Below are 24,887 nucleotides of genomic sequence, written 5' to 3' on the forward strand. Positions count from 1 at the left end.
CGGACGGCTCCGGGTGGTTCATTCCGCCCGGAGCCATTCGAACCGCAGGCCCGCTGCCGTCCGGTTCGCAAATCCCCGCCAATAGGTATGCTCTTCGGTCGGCGACCCGTCCTCATCCACCGACCACAGCCCATCCGCCGCCACCGGCACCAAGTCGAGATACCCAACCGCCTCCGCACGGCCCTTCAGATAGGTATCCAGCCACACCGTCACGAAATGCTGCGTGACGTTATTCATCCGCACCGTGTCCCAAACCGGGTCTGCATAATGCTCGAATGGCGCGAACCCCAGATCCTCGTTGAACGCATAGCTCTCGGGCGGCGCGGGATAAGGCGCGGCCGCGTTGTGGTTCGCATGTTCGAAGGTCAGCAGCGCCCGGTCCACGCCTGTCGCCTCGTCCCACATCAGCCGCACGCCCTCCTCGTAGCCGGACACGTCATCCACCGACCCGGCGATGAACAGCGCCGGCACTGACAGCCCCGCCATCCCCTCCGCATCCCACATCCCCCGCGCACGACCCCAGGGGCCGATGGCGATCACCGTCTTCACCCGTGGATCGAGCAGCGCGGCGTGGCTCTCGCTTCCCGCCAGATGCACACCAAGCAACCCGTGCGGCGCCCCGAAAGACAGATCGACCCCGGCCTGCGCGACACCGCCGCCCGCCGCGATCACCGCGCCGTAACCCCCCATCGAATATCCGACGATGGCGACCTGCTCTGCCTCGACCAACCCGTCCAAAAAGCCCGGGCCCGATCCCATCCGGGCGATCTCTTCCAGCACGAAAAGCTGATCGACCGGCCGGTGCACCAATGTCGATCCGAACGCCGCCTGATCGCCATACGTACTGTCCTGATGATCGATCGAGGCGACGACATACCCCTTCGTCGCCAGATTGTCGGCCAGATGGGACATCAGGAACCGGTTCCCCGGATAGCCGTGGCTGACGATGACCAACGGAAACGGCCCCGCCTCAGCCAGCGGCGGCGCGTCCCGCACGGCCCGCCCGGTCAACTCGACAACCGTCTCCCCGTCCCGCAGATACGCGTCCAACATCCGGTCCCCGTCGCTCTCCTCCGCCGGATACCAGATCTCGACGACCAGCCGCCGATCCGCCCGCGGCAATGGATCGGGCACAGGCGCGTCCCGCTCGATCGCCGTGACGTCGATCCGGTCCTCATGCACGAACTCGACCGTCCGCACGCCCGTGGCGAAGGGCCCCTGGGCGGCCATCTCCGGCGCATCGGGGCGCACCGTATCGATCGCCGTCTGTCCGCTTGCCGTCCCCGCCAGGAAACACACGATCAAGGTCAGTCGTCTCATCTCTGTCTCTCCCGGCAGCCGCAGCGCCCGCATTCATCCGCTGTTAATCTGGATGATACGCCCCGATCAGGTTGAAGCTCCATATGTCTCTCGAAGGGAACGACCCCAGCAGACAAAGGAGAGACGACATGAAATACTTCAAGCGCATCCGCTCAGACGTGCCCACCAAGCCCTTTCTCGATGAAATCGCAAGCGTCGGCGATGCCTGGGCCATCGCCACGGGCCGGCAGGACAAGATCCCGGTCCAGCGAGAGGCGCTGGCCATCCCGCTGCGCGGTCTGCGCAAGTCGATGATCCTGGGGCGCGAGCGGCGCGATGTCCACGAAAGCCGCTGGACGACCGGATCGGCCAAGTTCCCGAAGGCCCGCGCCTTCCTCGAAGAGGTTGCCGCCGAACTCGACGCCGATCTCAGCCGGGGCAAGATCGTCTGCCTGCCCGCCGGCAAGCGCGTCTATCCCCATATCGACCGCGGCGAATACTACCGCTTCCGGGGCCGCTACCACTTCGTCCTGAAATCCTCCGCCGGATCCTGGCTCAAGGCCGGGGACGAGGAAATCCGGATGCAGGAAGGCGAACTCTGGTGGTTCGACAACGACCAGATGCACGAAGCCTTCAACGATGGCGACGAGGATCGCATCCACATGATCTTCGATCTCCTCCCCGCCGAGATGCGGTCGAAGGCCAAGGAAGCGAAAGAGCGTGCACGCAAGGCCCACGAGCAACACGAGGCAGCCTGACCACAGGGGCTGCCCGGGCGGCCGCTCGTCCCTCCCTTCCAGAGCGGCCGCCTGATACCTGATCCTATCCCGCCTGCCAGCCCCGCACCGTGTCGCTGACGATCCGGGCCATCGGCGCGGCGGCCGCGACGTCTCGGGCCAGCCTGATCTGGCTCAGCATCCCCCAGAGCGACCCCAGCAGGAACTCCGCCCGCTCTTCCTGCCTGTCCACACCATCCGCCTCCAGTGACCGCGCGAAGGCATCCCGCCACATCGCGCGATAAGCGGCCACCTCCGCCGCGATCTCCTCGGGCATCTCCCCCAGTTCGAACACCGTGTTGACCATCAGACAGCCCGCCGCGCTCACGTCGCCCGCGTCGGATTGCGCCGTCGCCATCGCGTCGAAGAACCCGGCGATCGCCGCCAGCCCGGGCGTTGCAAACGCACCGTTTACGACTTCTTCAGCCTGTCCGCGATAAAGCTGCAGCACACGCACGAACAACCGGTCCTTTTCGCCGAACGTGTTGTGCATCGACCGGACGCCCACGCCCGTCTCCGCCTCCAGCGCGCGATAGGTCGTTGCGTCGTATCCGTCGCGCCAAAACACCATCATCGCGGCGCGCAAAACCTCAGTTTCGTCAAACCCGCGCGGTCGCGGCATCGTGAACTCCTTTTTGCATCATATGTTGCAAAACAATTTCCTGGCGGCTACGGATATTGCATCGCGCGATGCAATATAACTCGAAATGATCGAAAACCAAGGAGGCTCCCATGCCCACGATCCGCGTCACCGTCCCGAAATCCGCCTGGTCCATCGAAGAGAAGGCCAAGATCGTCTCAAACCTCACCACCTCCCTCGCCGACGTGGCCAAGACATCCGGCAAGGGCGACATCACCCAATACGTCAACGTCCATATCGAAGAAACGGCTGAGGGCGGCTACGCCATGGGCGGCCAGGTCGTCGGATGAGCATCGAGCTCTGGTCGCTCTTCGCCGTCTTCGGCGTCATGCTCTTTTCGGTTCTGGCGCAAGGGACTTACCTCGATCTGCGTGCCGGGATCCCCTATGTCCTTTCCAGCCGGGCCGAGCCGCCACCGAACCACGGCCCCCTCGGCGCCCGGCTTGACCGGAACGTCCGCAATCAGGTCGAGGGGCTGGCGCTGTTCCTGCCGCTCGTCCTGATCTCGGCGACCTCCGGGATCAGCAACGGCTGGACCGAGACTGCGGCGCTGACCTACGCTGGCTCCCGCGCGGCCTACGTCCCAAGCTATGCCTTCGACCTCGTCCCGGTCCGTACGCTGGTCTGGGCGGCGGGGCTGGCGAGCCTTTTCGCCTTTGCCTGGGGCCTGACCACGGGCGCGCTAAGCGCCTGAAATCCAGCCGGATCCGCCACGCGCGGGTCCGGCACCGAACCCCGGACGCTTGACCCGGAACCGTTCCCGCCGCACAACCGGCAAATGCTCGCCTACATCATCCGTCGCGTGTTTCAGTCGGTCCTCGTCCTCCTCGTCGTGGGGCTCGTGGCCTTCTCGCTGTTCCGGTTTGTCGGCGATCCGATCACCAACCTGCTGGGGCAGGAGGCGACGCTGGCCGATATCGAACGGCTGCGCGACCAGCTTGGCCTGAACGATCCGTTTCTTGTCCAATACGTCAATTTCCTTTGGGATGCAGCGCAGGGCAATTTCGGGATTTCCTACCGTCAGGGCCGCCCGGTGGCGGACATCATCGCCGAACGCGCCCCCGCCACGCTGGAGCTTGCTGCCCTCTCGGCCCTCTTCGCCATCGGCTTCGGCATTGCGCTCGGCGTCTATACGGCAATCCGCAAAAGCGGCGTCGCCGCCAACATCATCATGTCGACCTCGCTGATCGGCGTCTCGCTCCCCACCTTCCTGATCGGCATCCTCCTGATCTACGTCTTCTCGGTCGAGCTCGGCTGGCTTCCGTCCTTCGGTCGCGGCCAGGTGGTCGATCTCGGATGGTGGACAACCGGGCTCCTGACGCCATCGGGACGACAGGCCATCATCCTGCCAGCGATCACCCTCGGCCTCTACCAGATGACGCTCATCATGCGCCTCGTCCGATCCGAGATGCTTGAGGTTCTGCGCCAGGACTACATCCGCTTCGCCCGCGCTCGCGGCCTGCGCGAGCGGGCCGTCAACTTCCGCCATGCGCTGAAGAACACGCTCGTGCCCGTCATTACCGTCACCGGCCTCCAGCTCGGTGCGATCATCGCCTTCGCCATCATCACCGAAACGGTCTTCCAATGGCCCGGCGTCGGCCTGCTCTTCATCAACGCAATCCAGTTCGTCGATATTCCCGTCATGGCCGCCTACCTGATGCTGATCTCGGTGATGTTCGTCGGCATCAACCTGATCGTCGACCTCCTCTACTTCGCGGTCGATCCCCGCCTGCGGATCGAGGGGCGCCACTGATGACCGATGCCACCCACAAGACAGCCGACCTTCCCCAGCCCGAAGCGGCCAGGCGCCCCTCACGCCTGAAAAACGCGTGGGAGAGCGATCTCGCCTACAGCCTGCGCCACTCCCCGGTGGCCATCCTTTCACTCATCATCACGCTGATCCTGATCCTCGCGGCGGTCTTCGCTCCGCTGATCGCCACGACGAACCCCTACGACCCCGCCTCGCTCAACCTCATGAACGGCTTCACCCCACCGGGAGCGGCCAATGCCTTCACCGGTGAAAGCTTCCTGATGGGCACCGATGACCAGGGCCGCGACGTCTTCTCGACGATCCTCTACGGGATGCGCATCTCGCTCTTCGTGGGGGTCTCGGCGGTCCTCTTCGCCATGATCCTCGGCGTGACGCTCGGCCTTCTGGCGGGCTATGTCGGCGGCTGGACCGAGACGATCATCATGCGCATCGCCGACGTCCAGCTGACCTTCCCGTCAATCCTCGTCGCGATGCTGATCACCGGCGTCTCGCGCGGCGTGACCCCACCCGAATACCGGGACGAAGTCGCGATCCTCGTCCTAATCCTTGCCATCGGCCTGTCCGACTGGGTGCAATTCGCCCGCGTGGTCCGGGGGGCCACCCTGGTCGAGAAGAACAAGGAATACGTCCAGGCCGCCCGCCTCATCGGCCGCTCGGGCGGCGGCATCATGCTCCGCCATATCCTACCCAACGTCCTGTCCCCGGTCCTCGTAATCGCCACGATCTCGCTCGCGCTCGCCATCATCGCCGAAGCCACCCTCAGCTTCCTCGGCGTCGGCGCGCCCCCCACGCAACCCTCCCTCGGCACCCTCATCCGCATCGGCCAGGGCTTCCTGTTCTCTGGCGAATGGTGGATCCTCTTCTTCCCCGCCATGACCCTTCTTACGCTCGCGCTCGCCGTGAACCTGCTCGGAGACTGGCTCCGCGACGCCCTGAACCCGAGGCTGCGATGATGGCCTCGCGTCCTGTCTCGAATGTCCTTGGCGGGGCATCTCTTGCTTTGCTCACCGCCTGCGCCCCCACCCCCTCTGCCGAAGACACCCTCGACCTCGCCGCCCGCGCCAACGACATCGAGCTCACCCAGACCCTCGCAGGCCGCACCATCGTCTCGGAAAACACTCGCTACGAGATCGGAGAGGACGGGATCCTCAGCGGCACCTCCGACGGGCTGGCGGTCTTCGCCACCTGGACCATCGAGAACGGCGCCTGGTGCCGCAACGTGATCGAACCCGACCTGCTCGCGGGCCGCGAATGCCAGTCCCTCTTCCTCACTTCTGACACCATGACGGTCACCCGCGAAAACGGCCAGATCGTCACCTACAGTTTCGAATGACCCCAGCCAGCGCTCCGGCGCCTGCAAGGACCACCGCATGACCACCCCCGTCCTCTCCGTCCGCAACCTCACTGTCGAGATCCCGACCCGCGCGGGCCTCCTCAAACCCGTCGACGGCGTTTCCTACGACATCGCGGCGGGAGAGATCCTGGGCGTCGTCGGCGAATCCGGCGCGGGCAAGTCGATGACGGGTAACGCGGTGATCGGCCTCCTCGACCGGCCCGCGCGGATCGCCTCGGGCGAGATCCACGTGAACGGCAGGCGGATCGACGGCCTCTCCCGCAAGGACCTGCGCAAGATCCGCGGCAAAGAGATCGGCATGATCTTCCAGGATCCCCTGACCTCGCTCAACCCCCTGCTCACCATCGGCGACCAGCTGACCGAGACGATCCAGGAACACCTCAAAGTTTCGGACGGCGAGGCCAAGCTCCGCGCTATCCGTGCGCTGGACGAGGTCGGCATTCCCGCCGCGAAGGACCGGATCGACGCCTACCCCCATCAATTCTCAGGCGGGATGCGCCAGCGCGTTGTCATCGCGCTCGCCCTCTGCGCCGAACCCTCTCTGGTGATTGCGGACGAGCCGACCACGGCCCTAGACGTCTCCGTCCAGGCCCAGATCACGGCGCTCTTAAAACGCCTCTGCCGGGAGCGTGGGATGGCCGTCATGCTTGTCACCCACGACATGGGCGTCATCGCCGAAACCGCCGATCGCGTCGCGGTCATGTATGCCGGCCGCTTGGCCGAACTCGGCCCTGTTCGCGAGGTCATCACCCGGCCGATGCACCCCTACACCGAAGGTCTGATGCGGGCCACGCCCGATGCCTCCGAAGGCGCGACCCGCCTGCGCCAGATCCCCGGCGCCATGCCCCGCCTCGGCCGCCTGCCGACCGGCTGCGCCTTCCATCCGCGCTGCCCGAAGGTGCAGGACAAATGCCGCCAAGATCCGCCACCCACCCGTGATGCCACCGGCGGCCGCGCGGCCTGCTGGTTCCCTCTGACAGAGGAAGCCGTGCCCGCCTAAAGAGTTAACGTCGAGTGACGGGAACGTTCGTTCCCCTCCGACCAAATGCCGACTGGATACCGACCGGATGCCGCACGCCGAAAATGCACCCTCCCTCGTCTCGATCCGCCACCTGACGCGGATCTTCGATGTCTCCAAACCCTGGCTCAACCGGGTCGTCGAGCGCCTGCCCAAACGCAAGCTGACTGCCGTTTCCGACGTGTCGTTCGAGGTGCCGGAACGCACAACATATGCCCTTGTCGGGGAAAGCGGATCAGGCAAGTCCACCATCGGCAAGATGGTCGTCGGCCTCCTCCCGCCGTCTGACGGAGAGGTCGAGATCGAAGGCATCAACCTCGACACCGAAACCGATCCCGACAAGATCGAACAGGTCCGCTCCGACATCCAGATGATTTTTCAGGACCCCTATGCCTCGCTCAATCCGCGCTGGCGGGTGCGCGATATCATAACCGAACCGGTGCGCATAAAAGGCGGCGATACCAACGGCTTGGCCGAGAAGCTCTTGGAGCAGGTGGGCCTCTCCGCCGAAGACGCCATCAAGTACCCGCACGAGTTTTCCGGTGGCCAGCGACAGCGCATCTGCGTTGCCCGCGCGCTCGCCTCCGATCCCAAGCTGATCGTCGCGGACGAGCCGACCTCGGCCCTCGACGTCTCGGTCCAGGCGCAGGTCCTCAACCTGATGAGCGACCTCAAGGACGAATTCGGGCTGACCTACATCTTGATCTCCCACGACCTCACCGTCGTGCGCCACATGGCCGACCGGATCGGCGTTCTCTACCTCGGACGATTGGTCGAAGAGGCCGCCCCGGACGCACTCTTCACCGATCCGAAACACCCCTACACGAAGATGCTCATCGAAGCCGCCCCTCGCATGGACGGCTTCGGCCGCGAGATCACCCCGCCCGAAGGCGAAATCCCCGACCCGATCTCGCCGCCTTCGGGATGCGCCTACCACCCGCGTTGCCCAATCGCGATCGACCGGTGCTCGAAGGAACGCCCCAAGCTTGAGTGGAAGGGGGAAAGCCGTGTCGCCTGCTTTTTAGCCGAAGCGTGACGTTAACCTTTCGTTAACTGCTCTCGGCTGGTGCCGGTGGGAAATCGGTGACACAGTGCGGCTTGCGACAAAGCGGACCTGCCGAATGGAAGCGACGCCAGACCTCATTGCCTGCCCGACCTGCGATGCCCTGTGGCGCAAGACGATGCCGCAAGAGGGGGAGCGTGCCGTCTGCGGACGGTGTCATACGGTTCTTCTCGCGCCAAAGAGCAGCAATCTCAGTGTTGTTGCCGCACTGTCCCTGACGGTCGCGGTCTTGCTGATCGGAACGACATTTCTGCCCTTCCTGCGGATCTCCGTCCGCGGCCTGTCGAACGACAGCTCAATCCTTGACGCAGCCCTCGCCTTCTCGGCCGGCCTCACGACGCCCCTCGTTGTCGCCACGGCGGCGATGGTCGTCTTCCTGCCGCTCTGTCGTGTCCTTCTTCTTCTCTACGTCGTGGCCCCCATAGCCGCCGGCCGCAAACCGTTCCGCAGCGCGGGAACCGCATTCCGCTGGGCGGAAGACCTGAAGCCCTGGTCGATGGCCGAGATCTTCATCCTTGGATGCGCCGTCGCTCTGGTGAAGGTAACCGAACTTGCGCAGGTGGTGTTCGGTCCGGCCTTCTGGCTTTTCGTTATCCTCGTCATCGTCACCGTCTTTCAGGACGGCGTGCTAAACCGTTGGTCGATATGGCAGTCTCTCGAACGGAAATGATCGCGCTCACGGCGCGAGATGCCGGGCTGGTCGGCTGCCAGCGCTGCACCCGCGTCTGGCCGATGGGAACAAAGCGCTGCGGACGGTGCAATGCCCCCCTTACATCGCGCGACACCAAAAGCCTCAGCCGGGTCTGGGCGTGGTGGTGGGCCGGGGTGATCTGCTACATCCCCGCAAATACTTATCCGATGCTCGTCACGCAGACCCTGACAAACGAATACCAGAGCACGATCGTCGGCGGGGCGATCGACGTCGCCTTGAGCGGTGACATCCCCGTGGCGGCCATCATCCTCTTCGCCAGCGTGGTCATCCCAGTCGCCAAGTTCATCGCGATCGCCTTCCTGGCCATCAGCACACGGCGAGGCACGGCCGTGCCCGGCCACCAGCGTCATCTGCTTTATGAAGTCGTCGAGTTTATCGGGCGGTGGTCCATGATCGACGTGTTCGTGGTTGCGATCACGTCGGCGCTCGTGCAACTCAATGTCGTGGCATCCGTGACGCCCGGCCCCGCGGCCATTGCCTTTGCGCTCTCGGTGATCTTTACGATGTTGTCGGCCCAGAGCTTCGACAGCCGCATGATCTGGGATCAAATCGAAGAGGACGAGAGACGGTGACCGAGACGCCCCCAGAGGTCGAGATCGAACCGGTTCGCCAGAGCCTTTTTCAGCGCGTCTCGCTCGTTTGGCTGATCCCGCTTTTTGCTGTCGTCGTGGCCCTAGGCCTCGCCTATCAGAATTACGCCGAACAAGGGCCCTACATCGAGGTTTTCTTCCCCGAAGCCACCGGGATCACAGCAGGGGAAACGCAGCTACACTATCGTGACGTGACTGTCGGCCTCGTCGAGGATGTTGGGTTCTCAGAAGACATCACGCGGGTGCGTGTGGGCATCCGGCTCGACCCGGAAATCGCGGAGTTCGTGGACGACGACGCCCGGTTCTGGATCGTAACGCCAGAAGTCAGCGCACGCGGGGTGACCGGCCTCGAAACCGTTCTGTCAGGCGTCTATATCGAAGCGCTGTGGGATGATGAACCGGAAGGCCTGCTGACCGAGTTTACCGGCGACGCGCGGGCACCGCTCGTGCGCCCGGGGTCACAGGGGCTGAGGTTCCGGCTCAGCACGACTGCCGGCGAAGGGCTGCCAGAGGGGACGCCGATCCTTTACCGCGGCATCGAGGTTGGCCGGATCGGAACGCCTGTCATCTCCGACGACGGGCTTACCACGATCGCAGACGCCTTCATCGACGCACCGCATGATCGCTTGGTCAACACATCGACCCGCTTCTGGGACACGTCCGGTTTTACCTTCTCGCTCGGGCCCGACGGTGCAGAAATCGACTTTCAGTCAATAGCGGCCCTTCTGGGCGGCGGCGTCAGCTTTGACACCGTCGTCTCGGGCGGAGAGCCGGTGGAGGAAGGCGCAGTTTATCGCCTTTATCCCGACGAAAGCACGGCTCGCAGCAGTGTCTTCGCAGACCCCGACAGCGACGCCCAGGTTCAGATCATGGCGATCTTCGATCAGAACGCGAGTGGCCTGACCGTCGGCGCCCCCGTTCAGTTGAGCGGCATCAACGTGGGCGAAGTCATCGGTTTGACCGGCATCATCGACGAACGCTCCTTCGGCGACCTCGACGTGCGGCTTCTGGCGACGATGGCCCTTCGCCCCACCCGGCTGGGCTTTGACGATACGGTCGATGACGAGGCGGTCCTTGCCCTTCTGGAAGCCCAGATCGCTCAAGGCTTGCGGGCCCGTCTTGCCTCCGCCAGCATCCTGACCGGTGGCCTGAAAGTTGAGTTTGTCATCCGCCCTGATTCACCCCCAGCAGAGCTTGATCGCGCCGCCATTCCGTTCCCGCTCGTCCCTACTGTCGAGGCAGAAATCCGCGATGCGACGGCCACGGCGGAAGGCGTGCTGCAGCGTATCAACAACTTGCCCGTGGAAGAGGTGCTCGCCTCGGCCATCAACCTCATGGACAACGCAAGCGTTCTGATCGCGAGCGAAGAGATCCGGTCGATCCCCGTCGAGGTCAACGAACTGCTACGGGACACACGGGCACTGGTCGGCTCTGAGGCTGTTCAAGGACTTCCAGACCAGATCGGTGCGACGGCTGCTGCGATCACAGAAGCCAGCGAAGACCTGCGGCGCATCATCGCCCAGTTCGAAGAACAGCAAGGTGTCGAGAGACTGCTCGCAGCAGTCGACAGCGCCGCGGCCACCGCTGATGCCATTACCGCCCGGACGGAAGGGATCCCCGATCTGATCGATGCGGTCGCGGACTTGGCGGCCGATATCGACTCGCTCGACCTCGCCGGGCTCATCAACCGCACGAACGACGTGTTGACCTCAGCCAACACGCTTGTCTCGTCTGAAGAAGTTTCCGCAATCCCCGGCAACGTAAACGACATCCTCGACCAGATCGAAACGACGCTTCAGGAACTGCAAACCGAAGAACTTGCGGGTCGTCTTACGGCTGCAATCAACAGCGCCGCCAGCGCGGCTGAGCAAGCCGATGCGCTGATCGGTGAGATCTCGGAAAGCGGGACGATCGACAATACGAACCAGGCGCTGCAAGCGGCGACCGATGCGGCCAATGCCGTCACCAGCGCGACCAGCGGAGTACCAGCACTGATCGAAGAGATCACGGCGCTAGCAGATACCGTCGAAGGCCTCGATTTCGAGACTTTGCTCGCCGAAGCGACAGAGTTGGTATCCACGACGGAAACGCTCCTCGGCAACCCCGAAACCGTCGAACTCCCCGCCAACCTGAATGCGGCCCTTGAAGAAGTTGACGCGATCCTGTCCGGTTTCCGTGAAGAGCAAGGCGTGCAGACACTGATCGCGGCAATCGAAAGCGCGGGCGCCGCGGCGCAATCCGTCGAAACTTCGACAGAGCAGCTGCCCGTGCTGGTCGACAACCTGACCCAGCTATCCGAAAGGCTGCGCGATCTGCCCTTGGACCAGGCGATCGAGGAAGCAACAGCCTTTCTGGACAGCGCGGCAGATGTCCTCGGCACGGAAGACGCGGTCGCAATGCCGGGTGCGATCAATGACGTTCTGGGAGAGATCGAGTTGGTTTTGCAGGAGTTGCGGCAGGGCGATGTCGTGGCCAACGTCAACGCTGCCGTCGCCTCCGCATCCAGCGCGGCAAGATCAATCGAAGCCGCTGCCGACGACCTGCCAGCTCTATTGCGTAGGTTGGACGTCGTCCTGAACCAGACGGGATCGACCCTCGCGGCCTATGGCGACAACTCTCCCGCCAATTCAGAGCTTCGGGCCGCCCTGCGTGATATCCAGCAAGCTGCCGACGCGGTCGCGTCGCTCGCCCGAGCCATCGAACGGCGACCGAATTCCCTCCTCACAGGACGATAAGACATGCGAGTGGCCCTTCTGTTGACCATTGCGCTTGCCGGATGCGCTGGCGACCCCTCCCTTCGGTTCGCCGTGCCTCAGCCCGCAGCGGGGGACCCCATTCGGATCGCCGCGCGAACGGTCGAGATCCGCGAGGTCACCCTGCCGACTTACGCCGACAGCGAGGAGATCTTCGTCGAAAGCCCTGGTGGCTTCATCTCGTCGGATCCTTCGCTTCTCTGGGCCGACCAGCCAAGCCGCGCAATGACGCTCTCTCTCTCCCGGCTGATGGGCGAAATCACCGGTGCGCGTACGGCACCTGAACCTTGGCCTTTCGAAAGCATTCCCGACGCGCGGATCGAGGTTCGGGTGGACGAGATGGTCGCCGGTGCAGACGGGCTCTTCCGGTTTTCGGGCCAGTACTTCATCGGCAGCCCGACAGAACGCGTGGCGGAGCGGTCAGGCGTCTTCTCACTGACAGCGCCTTACCAATCCGATCTCGGCATCCCGTCCATCGCCAACGCGCGTGCCGTCGTGCTTCGCGATCTGGCCCGCTTGATCGCCGATCAGGGCTTCTGAGCTTAGCCGCCGGACAGAAAGTGTTCGGGATCAAATGACAGTGGTGGGCGCGGGGACATCGCGAACGCATCCATCACCGCAGCCGTGACCTTCTCGTTCATCGGAGCAATCAATCCCAGCGCCTTCGCGCGCTTGACCACATGACCATTCAGCCAATTGACCTCGGACGGACGACCAAGCGTGTAATCGTCCGCCATTGAGCTTCTCGCCTCAGGATCGATATTCACGAGGCTCGACGCGATTCTGAGAAACAGGCTATTCGGCAAGGACAAAATAGGCGGTATCAAGCGCGATGGCAGCTTTGCCACCCTTTCCAGTACGATGCCTTCGGCATGCGACACGGCAATGCCCTCCCTCATGCATGTCGCGAAGACCCGGCGCCAGCGCCTGTCCGAAAGCTCCTGCTTCAGCGCCTTTCCAGAGAGAGCGTTAAGCGGGTTGTTGAGGTTCATAAGCAGCTTTGCCCAAAGGATACCCTTCATATTGCTATGTGTTCTGACCTGTAGGCCTGCTCCTCTCAGCTGTTGCGCGGTGTCAGCCGCACGCTGGTCCAGAACAATTTCCCCGTCAGTCATCTGGACGATCTCTCCTGCGCGCGTCCGAACGAGATTGAAACCGAACATCCCCTCGCAAACGCGGTCTCCAAGATGCGCCCGAAGAACGTCGCCGTTCGTCACACCGTTCTGCAGATTGACAACCCGCGCGTCGGCTGGCGCCGTCTCGGCAATCCGCCGCGCCGCTGCCGCCGTATCCTTCGACTTGACCGCGACGATCACCAGATCGGCCTCGACAAGGTGTTCCGGATCCTCGAACACCTCAACCCGAACTGGGGGGCGTCCCATAGCGACAGCGCTCAGTCCATCCGGAAATGGCGGATCCTCCCCACGGCCAACAAACGCGACCCGCTCGCCATTTGCCGCCAGCATGGCACCAACAAAGCCGCCGACAGACCCCGGTCCAGCAACAACGATCATCCGGCTGATCGACCGACGGTTCGCCCCGAGAAGATGCAGCCACCCAAGAAAGTCCCCTCAAGGGCATTATAGCCATGGTAGCCGCCTCCGCCGAACCCGGCGGCCTCTCCTGCTGCAAAAAGCCCGCCGATGGCGCTTCCATCCTGGCCGATCACCTGGCCGCTCAAATCAGTGTGGATGCCACCCAGGGATTTGCGCGTCAGCACATGGAGCTTCACGGCAATCAGCGGTCCCTTGGATTTGTCGAGCAGGCGATGGGGCTTCGCAGTCCGGATCAACCGATCGCCGAGGTAATTCCGCGCGCCTCTGATAGCGACGACCTGGGCGTCTTTTGAGAAGGTGTTGGTGATCTGGGCATCTCGGGCCTCGACCTCTTCACGGATCTTCACCGCATCAAGCTTGCCTCTGCCGATCTTGTTCATTCCGGCGACCAGGGCATTGAGATCGGTTTCGACGACGAAGTCCTGCCCATGCTCCTTGAAGGCCTCAACCGGCGGGGTCGCACCCTTTCCAAGACGCGACTTCAGCACCGACAGGACGCTCTTCGATGTGAGGTCGGGATTCTGCTCTGATCCCGAAAGCGCAAACTCCTTCTCAATGATCGCTTGGGTCAGAATGAACCAGGAATGGTCGTGGCCCCGTTTGCAGATTTCCCGAAGCGTCGACAGCGTATCGAACCCGGGCAAGCAGGGGGCAGGCAAACGCTCGCCGTCTGCGTCCAGCCATAGGGAAGAGGGTCCCGGAAGAATCCGAATTCCGTGATGCGGCCAAATGGGATCCCAGTTTCGCACCCCTTCTGTATAGTGCCACATCCGGTCGGTATTGATCAGCTGCGCGCCTGCCCTCTCGGCGATGTCTATCATCCGTCCGTCGACATGTTCCGGCACGCCAGAGATCAGCGTTTTCGGCGGTTGGCCAAGCCGTTCGACAGGCCAATTGCGCCGCACCATCTCGAAGTTTCCGCCGATGCCACCCGATGTAACGACAACGCAATCCGCTTTGAACGAGAAGTCGCCAACCACATCCCGGTTTGTCGCGCCCCCTCGCGGCAAGCTATCCTCCCGAAGGACCTCGCCCGACACGCCCGCAACCTGGCCGTTCGAGATATCAAGGGTTGATACGCGATGGCGATACGCGATGGACACCGCACCAGACGCCTCGTGGTCCGTCAGCCGGGCGACGAATGGCTCCAGAACACCCGGCCCGGTCCCCCACGTGATATGAAACCGTGGCACCGAGTTACCGTGGCCCGTCGCAAAGCTGCCGCCACGCTCGGCCCATCCGACCACGGGAAACCACCGCATTCCAAGGGCATAAAGCCAGCGCCGCATCTCACCTGTCGCGAAGTCGAGATAGGCATCCGCCCAGACGCGCGGCCAATGATCCTCATCCCGATCAAACTGGGCGGATCCCAGCCAATCAGATCGCGCCAAAGCCTTGCTGTCCTTGATCCCAAGCCGCCGCTGCTCCGGCGTGTTCACCATGAAGAGACCGCCAAGCGACCAGAACGCCTGACCGCCTAGATTCTGCGGACCTTCCTGGTCCAGAAGGAGCACCTTCTTTCCCCGGCCCGCCAACTCGCAACTCGCGACGATCCCGGCAAGGCCTGCCCCGATGACGATAACGTCCGCATCCTTCATGTCTCCCCCCTCACATAGCGCCGCAAGCCGTAGACGATGGGCAGTCCCACCGCGTACATCAGGATACCGTAGACCGCCGACGGTATGGCGAGCGGCGGCAACGCCTCGCCTGTCGCCGTGATAAGCGCGGCGATCGTGATCCCAAGCGTGCCGTTTTGGATGGCCGCCTCAACAGAGATGGCGGCCCTCTCCCGACGGTCGACCGCCAAGAGGGAACCGGACAACCATCCGATCGCAAAGAGCAGAGCCACCATCCCGGCAAGTAGCGGACCAAGCCTTGGCAAGTTCTCAAGAAAGGTCCCCCAGTTCACGGCAAGGGCGATGACGACAATCGCGATGAAGAGGAATGCCGCAATCCGATAGCAGATCGTCTCAAGCGCGTTGGCGGATCTCGAAAGGACGTGGCGCAGAACCATCCCGATCAGCACGGGCACAGCGGTGATCGCCGCCATGGCAAGCGCCAGCGCGCTCACATCGATCGGTGGTGCGGCCTCTCCCAGAAACACCTTGGCCCAGAGCGCAACAAGCGGCGGCGCCGTCACGACGGTGAGCAGGCTGACAACTCCGGTCAGGGAAACGGAAAGGGCGACGGACCCACTGGCGAGACGCGTCATCATGTTCGACGTCACACCGCCGGGACAGACCGAGAGGATCATTACACCAAGTGCGATCTCACCTGTAAGTCCGAAGAGCAGACAGAGTGCATAAGCCACCAGGGGCAGCGCGACGACCTGTGCGAGAAATCCAGCAACAAAAGCGCGGGGGCGCGAGAGGACCCGGGCAAAGTCATTAACGGTCAGACCGAGCCCCAAGGAAAACATGATGAAAGCAAGCGAGAGTGGCAAAAAGAGATCGAGAAGCATTCAACTGGTTTTCCCTGTCGTCTCGTTGCGCATCACTGTTGCGGGAACGGTCGCGAACGCCAAGGCTTACTTAACCGAGAGCCAGGCTTACCCAACGAAATGCCCGTCCACGGGTCAGTGAAACCGGACCCGAAGCGTCAAGATCTGAAAGGGCGTGAAATAGAGGGCAACCGAGTTGTCGATAAGGTCAAGCGCCCCCAGCTCCTTAAGCTCAAGAAGGTCGGAAATCGCTGCAGATGCGACCGGCTTTCCGAAGGTGACGCGCGTGGCGCCGCGGGCACCATGTGCCTCGAACAATCGAAGGATGACGCCGTCACCATCCTCCGAAGGTTTGACCGTTTCGACGATGATGTTCTCTGCATTCGTTCTCGCCAGTGCCAGACCGTCGCCCTGAACGGGAACAACCCGCGCGGGGAGGTTGAGGTCATAGGCTTCTCGAAGGACTTCCCCGCGCCAGTCACCTTTGTGCGGAAGCAGCGCGTAGGTGAAGACATGCCGCCCCTGATCCGCCTTGGGATCGGGCATGGTTGCAGACTTGATCAACGTCAGCCGCAGAACATTATCGGTGACATCATAGCCGTACTTGCAATCGTTGAGCAGCGCGACACCATAATGCCCCTCGCTTAGATCCGCCCACTTCTGGGCCGGAACTTCGAATTTCGCATAGTCCCAAGACGTATTCCGATGCGTCGGCCGCTGGATGGATCCCCACTGGATCTCATAGGTCGCCTGACGAGCGAACACTGCGACGGGAAAGGCCGCTTTCAACAGGTGATGGGTTTCGTGCCAGTCAACCTCGGTCTCAAAATCCAATCGCTTCGAATGGGCATGAAGACAGATCTTCTGTCGGATCGTGGAGCTGCGGTAGCTCCGTTCGATCAGTGCGCTGACCTGAATTGGACCTTCCGTGATGATCTCGAGGCGAGTCAGGCCACGGATGATCTCGCCTCGATCCTCGAAAAAGGAATCGATGTCCCACGCGTCCCAACTCAATGGCCGGTCCTCGAAGACCTGCAACCTGTTGCCACGCTCGCCGACAGGGATGACTTCTCGCCCGACTTCCTTGTCGAAGATGGAGATCAGATCTCCATCACCATCTATGACGATCCGGATTAACGCATTTTCTAGGATGAGGTCTTTGTCATCCCGAAAGATACAAAGCCCCGCTGGCGGTTCCTCCGCACGATCAAGTGGCGTGACAGAATAAGGCGCGACGTCCGGCATCCAGATCAACCAAGAACCATCCGCACCCTGCGCAGGGACCCCGGCGGGTTTGTCATCAAGGGAAACAACGCGACCGCCCTCGAATGGCGACGGATTCACGATCGACACTCCCCCTTGCTCCATCCTGTCGAGAGCTGCCTGCCTCAAGTCGTCGGATACCCGGGATATCTCGTGGTAATCGCGACGCGCGTCATCGAAAACCTCGCCAACCGACGTCCCCGGCAAGATGTCATGGAACTGGTTGAGGCACAGCTTCTCCCATGCCTGCCTGAGCGCTCCATCCGGCGTCTCGGCGCCCGAAACGGCGAGAAGAAACTCTACTTCATGCAGCGCCACTTCAGCTTTGCGGTTTGCCCGCTTGATCCAACCTTGCGAGGTCAGAACCCCGCGATGTCCTTCAAGATAAAGCTCGTCCCACCAAACGGGCAGTTTTGGCTTAGCCTCCTCAATCGCCTGTAGACAGGCGCGGATGCTCGAGAAACGTACTTCAGGTGCCCCGGGCAAACCCGCCCATGCGCGTGCCCGCCGGATCAGCTCTCCCGTCGGGCCGCCACCGCCATCACCATACCCGTAGCAGATCGGCAGATGCCGGACGCTTTCCTTCATAGTCGAGGCCTGCCAGGTCCCCACGACCTCGTCCGCGGTCAGATCCGATTTGTAGTTGGTCGGAAACGGAAGGTGCTGGACCTCGCGAGGCGTCGTCAGGAAATGCGTCAGAACTCGAGTCCCGTCGATGCCCTGCCACCATGTGGTCGAGGCCGGGATCTGGTTGTACTGGTTCCAGCTGGTCTTGCTGGTGACCATCCATTTGAGCCCGGCCTGCTTGATGAGTTGCGGCAGGCACCAACTCAGCCCGAACGTGTCAGGCAGCCACAGAACCGGCGTCTCCACATCACCAAACCGCTCCCGAAAGTAGCGGCGGCCAAGCAGGAACTGGCGGACAAGCGCCTCACCTCCCGGAATGTTCGTATCCGGCTCGACCCACATACCACCCATGATCTCCCACCGGCCTTCGGCCACACGGGCGCGGATCGCATCGAAGATCTCGGGGTAGTCTTCCTCGGTATAGGCATAGAGCTGGGGCTGCGAATGGCTAAAGAGGTATTCGGGATATTTGTCCATCATGCGCAGGACGTTGGAATAGCTCCGCGCGTTCTTTCGCCGGATCTGGGAGATCGGCCAAAGATAGGCGATGTCCATATGGGCATGGCCGATCGCGTGGAGGACGACGTCAAGCGGCTTGCCCGCCTTTTCGAGACAGCCTTCGAGGGCAGCCGTCGCAGGAACGACACTGCGCCAGAACGCGTCGCCCAACGGATCGCGGGTGTCGAGGGCGAGGAAGGCGATGTCGAGGGCCGTGAGGATGTCGTGGCGCTCCGGACGGTCGTGATCCATCGTTTCGGCGAGCTCGAGCACGACCTCTGCGAGTGAGACGAAATCGCGGGTCGGCAGATCGATTTCAACGGTCGAGCATTCGCCCATGAAAAGCCGTGTCTGGTCGGCCGGGTTGGGCGGCCACCCGGTGAGGCCGGTCCAGCCATGCAGCTCGATCCGGTGGCGGCGTCCGTCGGCGAGGCCGTCGGGAAGATAAATGGTGTGGTGATAGCGGTCGGCCGATGCGTAGGGGGCGCCGTCGATATAGAGAAGCGCCTCGGGGTGGGTGAAGATATCCCCGGCTTCCCCCATCGGCAGATGAAGCGCGATAGGCCCGTCCGCCCAACCCGCCGGGATCGTCATCTCGGATGACAAGAAGAAGTTCGTATCCTGGCCGCCCCAATACGAATTCCAGGGGATGGTTTGCCAGCCGGAGGGATCCGCGCCAATGGGCGGTTCCTCGTCGGCATCCTCCAGCGCAATCCACCGGAAAGGCTGGATCGGCTTTCTTTGCCGGACCTGCATTCGCCGGATCAGGTCGATCCGTTTGGCGATTTTCCGGGCAGTGAAGCGGCGCGCGTGGCTCATTCGGGGGCGTAAAGGATACAGGAGGCCCGGTGGCCGTTCGGTCCAACAGGGTAGAGTGGCGGTAGCGCGTCGGAACAGGCGGGCCTTGCATGAGGGCAGCGCGGTACAAATCGGCAGCCCTTTGCGCGCGCGGTCCGCAACTCTTCTTCCGCCGGCAGCTCGATCTCTCCCTTCCAGCGGTCCGCCGGATCTGGCTTTGGCACACTGTCGATCAAGAGCTGAACGTAGGGGTGTTTGGGGTTCGCGATCACGTCCGTCGCGTTGCCTTCCTCCGCCAACGTCCCCTGATAAAACAGCAGGATCTTGTCCCCGATCTGGTAGGCCGTCGAAAGGTCATGGGTGATGTAGAGGAAGCTGATCCCGGCCTCGTCCCGCAGCTTCATCATCACGTCGAGGATCGAGGCGCGCAGCGACGCATCTACCATACTGACGGGTTCATCCGCGACGATCAGCTTCGGCTTCACCATATAGGCGCGCGCCATCATGATCCTTTGCCGCTGTCCTCCGGACAGTTGGTGTGGATACTTGCGCAGAACATCATCACCGGTCAGCCCGACAGCGTTCAGCGCGTCCTCCATCATCTCGCGGGCCTGCACCTTGTTCTCTGCCAACCCGAAGTTCTTCGTCACCATGTCAAAGACATGCTGCACACGGTAGAACGGGTTGTAGCTGCCGAACGGATCCTGAAAGACCGCCTGCACCTGCCGATGATAGCTGCGCATCTGCGCCGCGCCTGCGCTCCCGACATCAAGCCCGTCGAACGTAATGGTCCCTTTCGTCGGCCTGGTAAAGCCCAGCACCAGATTGGCCAGCGTCGACTTCCCCGATCCGCTCTCACCCGCGATCGTCACGATCTCGGCCCGATCGCGAGGGATCTGTAGCGAGAAATCGTTCAGCGCGACCAGACCCGCCTCCGGATCGCCATAGATCTTCGAGACGTTTCGAATGTCGAGCAGCGCGTCGCTCTGAGCCACGTCAAGCATCTTCGCGCTCCAGTTCCTCGGCGCGGATACACGCGACCTCCTGACCGGGCCGGATCTCGCGCATCTCCTGCGGCTGACGACAGACCTCCTGCGCATAGGGGCAGCGCAGCTGGAAGATGCAGCCCTCAGGTGGGTTGCGCGGATCATGGGTAATCCCCCCGGTGATCCTCAAGGGCTGGCGCTCGGTCAGCGATGGCACTGAATCGATCAGGATCTGCGAATAGGGATGCGCCGGCCGCGCAAACATGTCCGCAACCGTCGCGATCTCCACGATCCGGCCCGCATACATGACCGCCACCCGGTCAACCATCTGCGCCATCAGTCCCATGTCGTGGCCGATCATGATCATCGACACACCCAGCGCATCGCGCACCTTGGCCATCGTCTGCGCAACCACCCGCTGCACGACCACGTCCAAAGCGCTCGTCGCTTCGTCCGCGATGATGACCGATGGGTTCAGCGCAATCGCCATCGCGATGCAGACCCGCTGCTTCATCCCGCCCGACAGTTCATGCGGATACATCCCGTAGATCCGCTCGGGCAGGCCGACCATCTGGAATAGCTCCAGCACCCGCTCCCGCGTCGCAGGCTGGCCTGTATGCGTCTCGATGACGTCCGAGATCTGCGCGCTGATCTTCATCGTCGGATTAAGAGAGTTCATCGCCCCCTGCGGGATCAGGGCCAGCTTTGTCCACCGCATCCGCCGCATCTCTTCGTCCGACAGCTTCAGCAGATCGACTCCGTCAAGCTCCACGCTCCCCGACACGATCCGCCCCGGAGAGGACACCATGCGCAGGATGCCGGACGTCGCCGTCGTCTTCCCCGACCCGCTTTCGCCCACCAGACCCAGTGTTTCGCCGGGATGCAGATCGAAACTCGCCTCCTCCGTCGCCCGGACGTCGCCGGTGGGGGTGGCGTAGAACACGCTCAGGTTCCGGACCTTGAGGACGGGATCACTCATGCCTTCCGCAGCCTCGGGTTCGAAACCTCATCGAGGCCGAGATTGACCAGCAAAAGCCCGATGAACATCAGCGCCAACAGGATCGTCGGAATGCCCCACCACCACCACAGGTTCTGGATCAGCGCGCCCGCATTGATCGCCTCGTAGATCACGCGCCCCAGCGTCGGCACCCGCTGTGGACCAAGCCCCAGAACCTCCAGCCCCACTGCCGTCACGATCGAGGTCGTGACCGACGCAATGAACGACCCGAAAAGGTAGGGGACGAGGTTCGGCATCATCTCCTTGAACATAATGTCGAAGGTCGATGCGCCCGACAGCTTGGCCATCTGAACATAACCCGCCTCTCGCATCGACAGCACCTGCGCCCGGATCAATCGTGTCGGTGATTGCCAGACGAAGCCGGCGATCAGCAGCGCCATCATTGTCAGGCTGATATCCCCGAAGACCGACTGCACGACGACAAGGATCAGAAGCGGCGGAATCGTGATCATCACGTCGCTCAGAACGCGGATCACGTCGTCCGTCCGTCCCCCGACGAAACCCGCCGTAAAACCGAGGAAGATCCCAAGCCCCATCCCGATCACCGACGCGACCGCGCCGACATAGAGCGTGTTCGGCGCCCCGATGATGATCAGCGCAAGCATATCCCGCCCCGCGCCGTCAGTGCCAAGCGGCGTCATCCACTGCCCCGCCTGTCCGCGCAGGTTTTCGAACCCGACCGGCGGGAGTCTCAGCAGCGAGGCTCCGGTAAACGCCAGATCCAGGTTCCAGAAAAGCCGCCCGACCAAGCCAACGACGACGATCCCCAGAAGGATCGCCAACCCCCAGATCAGCTTGGGATTGATCCAGGGATTGTCGAACCGCTTCATCCGGCGCGCACGGCGCCGCGCCGCGCGATCGTCCTCCGGCTCCATGACCTGCTGTGCCGGATCCGCCGTCATGCCCTGGCCTCGTGCCGGATCCGCGGATCGATGAACGGATAGATCAGATCGACAATGAAAACCGCGAGCGCCGTCATCAGGATGATGACGTAACTGACGCCCTGGATCACCGGGAAGTCCTGATCGAGGATCGCGTCGTAAAGAAGCTTGCCCATCCCGTTATAGGCAAAGATGCGCTCCACCAGGACCTGCCCCGCGATAAGCAGGCCGATCTTCAGCGCGAAGGCCGTGATCTGCGGCAGGATCGCGTTGCGGATCATGTAGCGGTAAAGGATGTATCGCGGTCGCAGCCCCTTCGCCTTGGCAAGGGTCGTGTAATCCTCCCCCTGCACCGTGATCATCAGCCCGCGCATTCCCAGCGCCCAAAAGCCGAAGGTGACGACCACAATCGACAGCGCCGGTAGGAAGCCGTGGTAAAGGACCGACTGTGCGAAGTCCCAGGTCCAGCCCGGCTCCACCGTCAGCCCGTAGGACCCCGTGAACGGAAACCATCTGAGTTGCGCCGAGAAGATCCACATCAGCAGCAAGCCAGACAGGATCGGCGGGATCGAGGTGAACACCATCGCCGCCGGGATCGCGACGCGGACCAGCCTGGGTGAATGGTCCCAGACCATCAGCGCACCCAGCAGGTTTCCGATCACGAAGGTGATGAGGATCGAGATCAGCATCAGCCCGATCGTCCAGGGCAGCGCCTGCGCGATCAGTGCCGAAACGGGGGCCGGAAACGACGCTGTCGAGAGACCAAAATCAAGCAGAAGCACATTCCGCAGATACTTGGCGTATTGCACAATCAGCGGATCGTTCAGCCCGAACCGCTCCTGAAGTGTGGCAAGTATCTCGTCCGACCCAGCGACTGTACCAGCCCCCGCCATCATCCGGCCCAGCATGATCTCTGCCGGGTCGACCGGCGACAGGCGCGGGATGATCCAGATCAGCGTCGCCGCGATCCACACCGTCAGGAACAGCGTGATCAGCCGGTTGATAAGATATGCGCGCGGTATCCGTCCCATGGCGCCTTTCCAAAAGGCCGCCGCGCCCCTAGGCGCAGCGGCCAGTCAAGATCACTCGACCTTTTCCAGATTGTGGATGATCTGGTGCGTGTGGTTCCACCAGAAGGCCGGGTGGTTGTAGTTGTTCTCGGCCGTCGGCCAGCCCGTCCAGTAGGTCGTGTTGTAAGGCAACAGCTTCGCCGCCTGGACGAGCGGGATGAACGGCACCTCCTCGGCGAGGTAGCCATAGGCTTCGGCCACCATTCCTGGGATCGCGGGATCGTCGAGCGCCATATTGGCCATTCCGTCCACAATCTCGGTATAGGCCGCCGCCCCGTCGCTGTCCCAGCGCGAGGTGTTGTTGAAGCCGGGGCTCCGTTCACCCACCGGAACGACACTGTCCGTCGTGTAGCGGGTCATCGACGTCCACGGCTCATTCACCGACCCACAGGACAACCAACTATATGACATCTCGTAGGCGCCGAACGGCAGCACCTCACCCCAGAACACGCCGTTCTCGACCGGTACAGTCCGTGCCGCGATCCCCGCGCGGTTCAACTGTTCCGCGACCATGTCGATGGTCCGCGTATACTCCGTCGAGGCGGAGTTCACATGGATCGCAACCGACAGGTCCTCGCCGTCCTTCTCGTAGATCCCGTCAGAGCCCATGGTGTAGCCCGCGCCTTCGATCAGCGCCTGCGCCGCCTCGACATCCGCCGACGGCGTCAGCCCGTGCCCAGCCTCGACCACCGCGTCGATGAACGGCTGCATCGAGCCATACTGAACGAACATCGTCTGCGACGGCACGGTGGTGCCCTCATAGGCGATATTGACGATCTGATTTCGGTCGATGATCAGCCCAACGGCCCGCCGCATGTCAGGATTGTCCCACGGGGCGATTGTGGTGTTGATCTCAAGCTGCCGGGCGCACGGATCGGGCCACGCATAGGGGTAGTCCGAATACCAGGCGATGACGTTCGGGTTCTGCGCCTGTATCGCCTCAAAGGTCCCGATCGACACCGAATGGGCCGCGTCGAGCTGGTTCGCCGCCATCAGTTGTGCCCGGCTCTCCTCCCCGCCGGTTTCAAGGAAGACGACCCGCTGCGGCGCAGGCAGATCCTGAAACCCGGTCTGCGCGCCCCACCAATCGTCGTTGCGGTCCCAGATCGCCCGGTTCGTGTCCGCCGATGTGTACGTGTAAGGTCCGGTCCCGATCGGCGGATAGAACGCGAAGGTCGCAGGGTCCTCTCCCGCCCAGACATGCTCGGGCATGATCAGGAAAGACCCAAAGATCCGTACCCCGAAATTCTCTACGTGAAACCGTGGGTTCGGTTCGCTCAGTGTGAACCGCACAGTTAGATCGTCGACCTTCTCGACGCTTGCGACCTGCGCCCGGATCGTCGCCGCCTCACGCTCAGACAACTCTTCATCGCCCAACACCATGTCGACCGTGAAGACCACATCGTCGGCGTCGAATGCCTCACCATCCGACCAGGTCACGCCCTCGCGCAGCATCATGGTCCATTCGGTAAAATCGTCATTCGCCTCGATCTCCGTCGCAAGCCACGGATCAAGCTCACCACTTTCGTAGTTCAGGATGAACAGCGGCTCCCACATCGTCTGATGCGCACCATGCTGCCGCTTCGTGCCAGACGTGAACCAATTGAAATTCTGCGGATCCCGGATCGTCCGGTCGAGGTCGAAAATGACTGTGTCTTCCCGCGCAACGTCCTGCGCCAGCCCAGGCCCGGTCAGCGCAACCGCCGCCACAGCCGTCGAAACCGCCAGTGTCTTCCAAGTCGTCATAGGCATCCTCCCTTTGAAGCCCCTGCCG

At 62.7% G+C, this 24,887-nt stretch carries 23 protein-coding genes; 12 read left to right on the plus strand and 11 right to left on the minus strand.

The genetic code is table 11. The features are described 5' to 3' along the window. Nucleotides 1-18: 18 nt before the first annotated feature. Nucleotides 19-1,320 carry an alpha/beta hydrolase family protein gene (locus AADZ90_RS02775; RefSeq protein ID WP_367309290.1) on the minus strand — a complete coding sequence of 434 codons (1,302 nt, stop codon included), beginning with the start codon at nucleotides 1,318-1,320 and terminating at the stop codon, nucleotides 19-21. 128 nt (nucleotides 1,321-1,448) lie between these two features. Here AADZ90_RS02775 and AADZ90_RS02780 point away from each other — a divergent pair, with 128 nt between their 5' ends. Next, nucleotides 1,449-2,057 carry an aspartyl/asparaginyl beta-hydroxylase domain-containing protein gene (locus tag AADZ90_RS02780; protein ID WP_367309289.1) on the plus strand — a complete coding sequence of 203 codons (609 nt, stop codon included), beginning with the start codon at nucleotides 1,449-1,451 and terminating at the stop codon, nucleotides 2,055-2,057. Between the two features lie 64 nt (nucleotides 2,058-2,121). On the opposite strand, the gene AADZ90_RS02785 is transcribed toward AADZ90_RS02780, so the two are convergent. After that, nucleotides 2,122-2,697: a TetR/AcrR family transcriptional regulator gene (locus AADZ90_RS02785; protein WP_367309288.1), complete on the minus strand. Its 576-nt coding sequence runs from the start codon at nucleotides 2,695-2,697 to the stop codon at nucleotides 2,122-2,124. 110 nt (nucleotides 2,698-2,807) lie between these two features. Here AADZ90_RS02785 and AADZ90_RS02790 point away from each other — a divergent pair, with 110 nt between their 5' ends. The 11 genes from AADZ90_RS02790 (at nucleotide 2,808) to AADZ90_RS02840 (ending at nucleotide 12,516) form a co-directional block, all read left to right on the plus strand. Beyond that, on the plus strand, nucleotides 2,808-3,005 hold the full coding sequence (locus AADZ90_RS02790) for a tautomerase family protein (RefSeq protein ID WP_367309287.1): 198 nt from the start codon (nucleotides 2,808-2,810) through the stop codon (nucleotides 3,003-3,005). Beyond that, on the plus strand, nucleotides 3,002-3,409 hold the full coding sequence (locus AADZ90_RS02795) for an MAPEG family protein (protein ID WP_367309286.1): 408 nt from the start codon (nucleotides 3,002-3,004) through the stop codon (nucleotides 3,407-3,409). The genes AADZ90_RS02790 and AADZ90_RS02795 overlap by 4 nt, the downstream gene beginning before the upstream one ends. An 84-nt stretch (nucleotides 3,410-3,493) precedes the next feature. Continuing rightward, nucleotides 3,494-4,468: an ABC transporter permease gene (locus tag AADZ90_RS02800; RefSeq protein ID WP_367309285.1), complete on the plus strand. Its 975-nt coding sequence runs from the start codon at nucleotides 3,494-3,496 to the stop codon at nucleotides 4,466-4,468. Beyond that, nucleotides 4,468-5,439 carry an ABC transporter permease gene (locus AADZ90_RS02805; RefSeq protein ID WP_367309284.1) on the plus strand — a complete coding sequence of 324 codons (972 nt, stop codon included), beginning with the start codon at nucleotides 4,468-4,470 and terminating at the stop codon, nucleotides 5,437-5,439. Before AADZ90_RS02800 ends, AADZ90_RS02805 begins: the two co-directional genes overlap by 1 nt. Next, on the plus strand, nucleotides 5,439-5,819 hold the full coding sequence (locus AADZ90_RS02810) for a hypothetical protein (RefSeq protein WP_367309283.1): 381 nt from the start codon (nucleotides 5,439-5,441) through the stop codon (nucleotides 5,817-5,819). Before AADZ90_RS02805 ends, AADZ90_RS02810 begins: the two co-directional genes overlap by 1 nt. Before the next feature lie 37 nt (nucleotides 5,820-5,856). Next, the gene (locus tag AADZ90_RS02815) at nucleotides 5,857-6,840 is read left to right on the plus strand and encodes an ABC transporter ATP-binding protein (RefSeq protein ID WP_367309282.1); all 984 of its coding nucleotides are present in this window, start codon (nucleotides 5,857-5,859) and stop codon (nucleotides 6,838-6,840) included. 67 nt (nucleotides 6,841-6,907) lie between these two features. Further along, complete coding sequence (locus AADZ90_RS02820; RefSeq protein ID WP_367309281.1) at nucleotides 6,908-7,894, plus strand: ABC transporter ATP-binding protein; 987 nt, start codon at nucleotides 6,908-6,910, stop codon at nucleotides 7,892-7,894. An 85-nt stretch (nucleotides 7,895-7,979) separates the two neighbouring features. Continuing rightward, the gene (locus tag AADZ90_RS02825; RefSeq protein WP_367309280.1) at nucleotides 7,980-8,591 is read left to right on the plus strand and encodes a paraquat-inducible protein A; all 612 of its coding nucleotides are present in this window, start codon (nucleotides 7,980-7,982) and stop codon (nucleotides 8,589-8,591) included. Next, nucleotides 8,588-9,205: a paraquat-inducible protein A gene (locus AADZ90_RS02830; protein ID WP_367309279.1), complete on the plus strand. Its 618-nt coding sequence runs from the start codon at nucleotides 8,588-8,590 to the stop codon at nucleotides 9,203-9,205. Before AADZ90_RS02825 ends, AADZ90_RS02830 begins: the two co-directional genes overlap by 4 nt. Beyond that, nucleotides 9,202-11,958: a PqiB family protein gene (locus AADZ90_RS02835; protein ID WP_367309278.1), complete on the plus strand. Its 2,757-nt coding sequence runs from the start codon at nucleotides 9,202-9,204 to the stop codon at nucleotides 11,956-11,958. Before AADZ90_RS02830 ends, AADZ90_RS02835 begins: the two co-directional genes overlap by 4 nt. A gap of 3 nt (nucleotides 11,959-11,961) precedes the next feature. Then, nucleotides 11,962-12,516 carry a PqiC family protein gene (locus tag AADZ90_RS02840; protein WP_367309277.1) on the plus strand — a complete coding sequence of 185 codons (555 nt, stop codon included), beginning with the start codon at nucleotides 11,962-11,964 and terminating at the stop codon, nucleotides 12,514-12,516. A gap of 2 nt (nucleotides 12,517-12,518) precedes the next feature. On the opposite strand, the gene AADZ90_RS02845 is transcribed toward AADZ90_RS02840, so the two are convergent. The 9 genes from AADZ90_RS02845 to AADZ90_RS02885 form a co-directional block, all read right to left on the minus strand. After that, entirely contained in the window at nucleotides 12,519-13,490 is a 972-nt protein-coding gene (locus tag AADZ90_RS02845) for a 2-dehydropantoate 2-reductase (RefSeq protein ID WP_367309276.1), read from the minus strand. Next, on the minus strand, nucleotides 13,487-15,130 hold the full coding sequence (locus tag AADZ90_RS02850) for an FAD-binding dehydrogenase (RefSeq protein WP_367309275.1): 1,644 nt from the start codon (nucleotides 15,128-15,130) through the stop codon (nucleotides 13,487-13,489). The genes AADZ90_RS02845 and AADZ90_RS02850 overlap by 4 nt, the downstream gene beginning before the upstream one ends. Further along, entirely contained in the window at nucleotides 15,127-15,993 is an 867-nt protein-coding gene (locus AADZ90_RS02855) for a bile acid:sodium symporter family protein (protein ID WP_367309274.1), read from the minus strand. Before AADZ90_RS02855 ends, AADZ90_RS02850 begins: the two co-directional genes overlap by 4 nt. A 114-nt stretch (nucleotides 15,994-16,107) precedes the next feature. Further along, nucleotides 16,108-19,179: an alpha-mannosidase gene (locus AADZ90_RS02860; protein WP_367309273.1), complete on the minus strand. Its 3,072-nt coding sequence runs from the start codon at nucleotides 19,177-19,179 to the stop codon at nucleotides 16,108-16,110. Continuing rightward, on the minus strand, nucleotides 19,176-20,162 hold the full coding sequence (locus AADZ90_RS02865; RefSeq protein ID WP_367309272.1) for an ABC transporter ATP-binding protein: 987 nt from the start codon (nucleotides 20,160-20,162) through the stop codon (nucleotides 19,176-19,178). Before AADZ90_RS02865 ends, AADZ90_RS02860 begins: the two co-directional genes overlap by 4 nt. Next, nucleotides 20,155-21,123: an ABC transporter ATP-binding protein gene (locus AADZ90_RS02870; RefSeq protein ID WP_367309270.1), complete on the minus strand. Its 969-nt coding sequence runs from the start codon at nucleotides 21,121-21,123 to the stop codon at nucleotides 20,155-20,157. Before AADZ90_RS02870 ends, AADZ90_RS02865 begins: the two co-directional genes overlap by 8 nt. Further along, nucleotides 21,120-22,064, minus strand: coding sequence for an ABC transporter permease (locus tag AADZ90_RS02875; RefSeq protein ID WP_367309269.1), 945 nt, complete (start codon nucleotides 22,062-22,064; stop codon nucleotides 21,120-21,122). Before AADZ90_RS02875 ends, AADZ90_RS02870 begins: the two co-directional genes overlap by 4 nt. Beyond that, nucleotides 22,061-23,074: an ABC transporter permease gene (locus AADZ90_RS02880; RefSeq protein WP_367309268.1), complete on the minus strand. Its 1,014-nt coding sequence runs from the start codon at nucleotides 23,072-23,074 to the stop codon at nucleotides 22,061-22,063. The genes AADZ90_RS02875 and AADZ90_RS02880 overlap by 4 nt, the downstream gene beginning before the upstream one ends. 51 nt (nucleotides 23,075-23,125) lie before the next feature. Further along, entirely contained in the window at nucleotides 23,126-24,859 is a 1,734-nt protein-coding gene (locus AADZ90_RS02885; RefSeq protein WP_367309267.1) for an ABC transporter substrate-binding protein, read from the minus strand. Nucleotides 24,860-24,887: the final 28 nt, after the last annotated feature.

This window comes from Aestuariibius violaceus (assembly GCF_040779325.2).
GTDB lineage: Bacteria > Pseudomonadota > Alphaproteobacteria > Rhodobacterales > Rhodobacteraceae > Aestuariibius > Aestuariibius violaceus.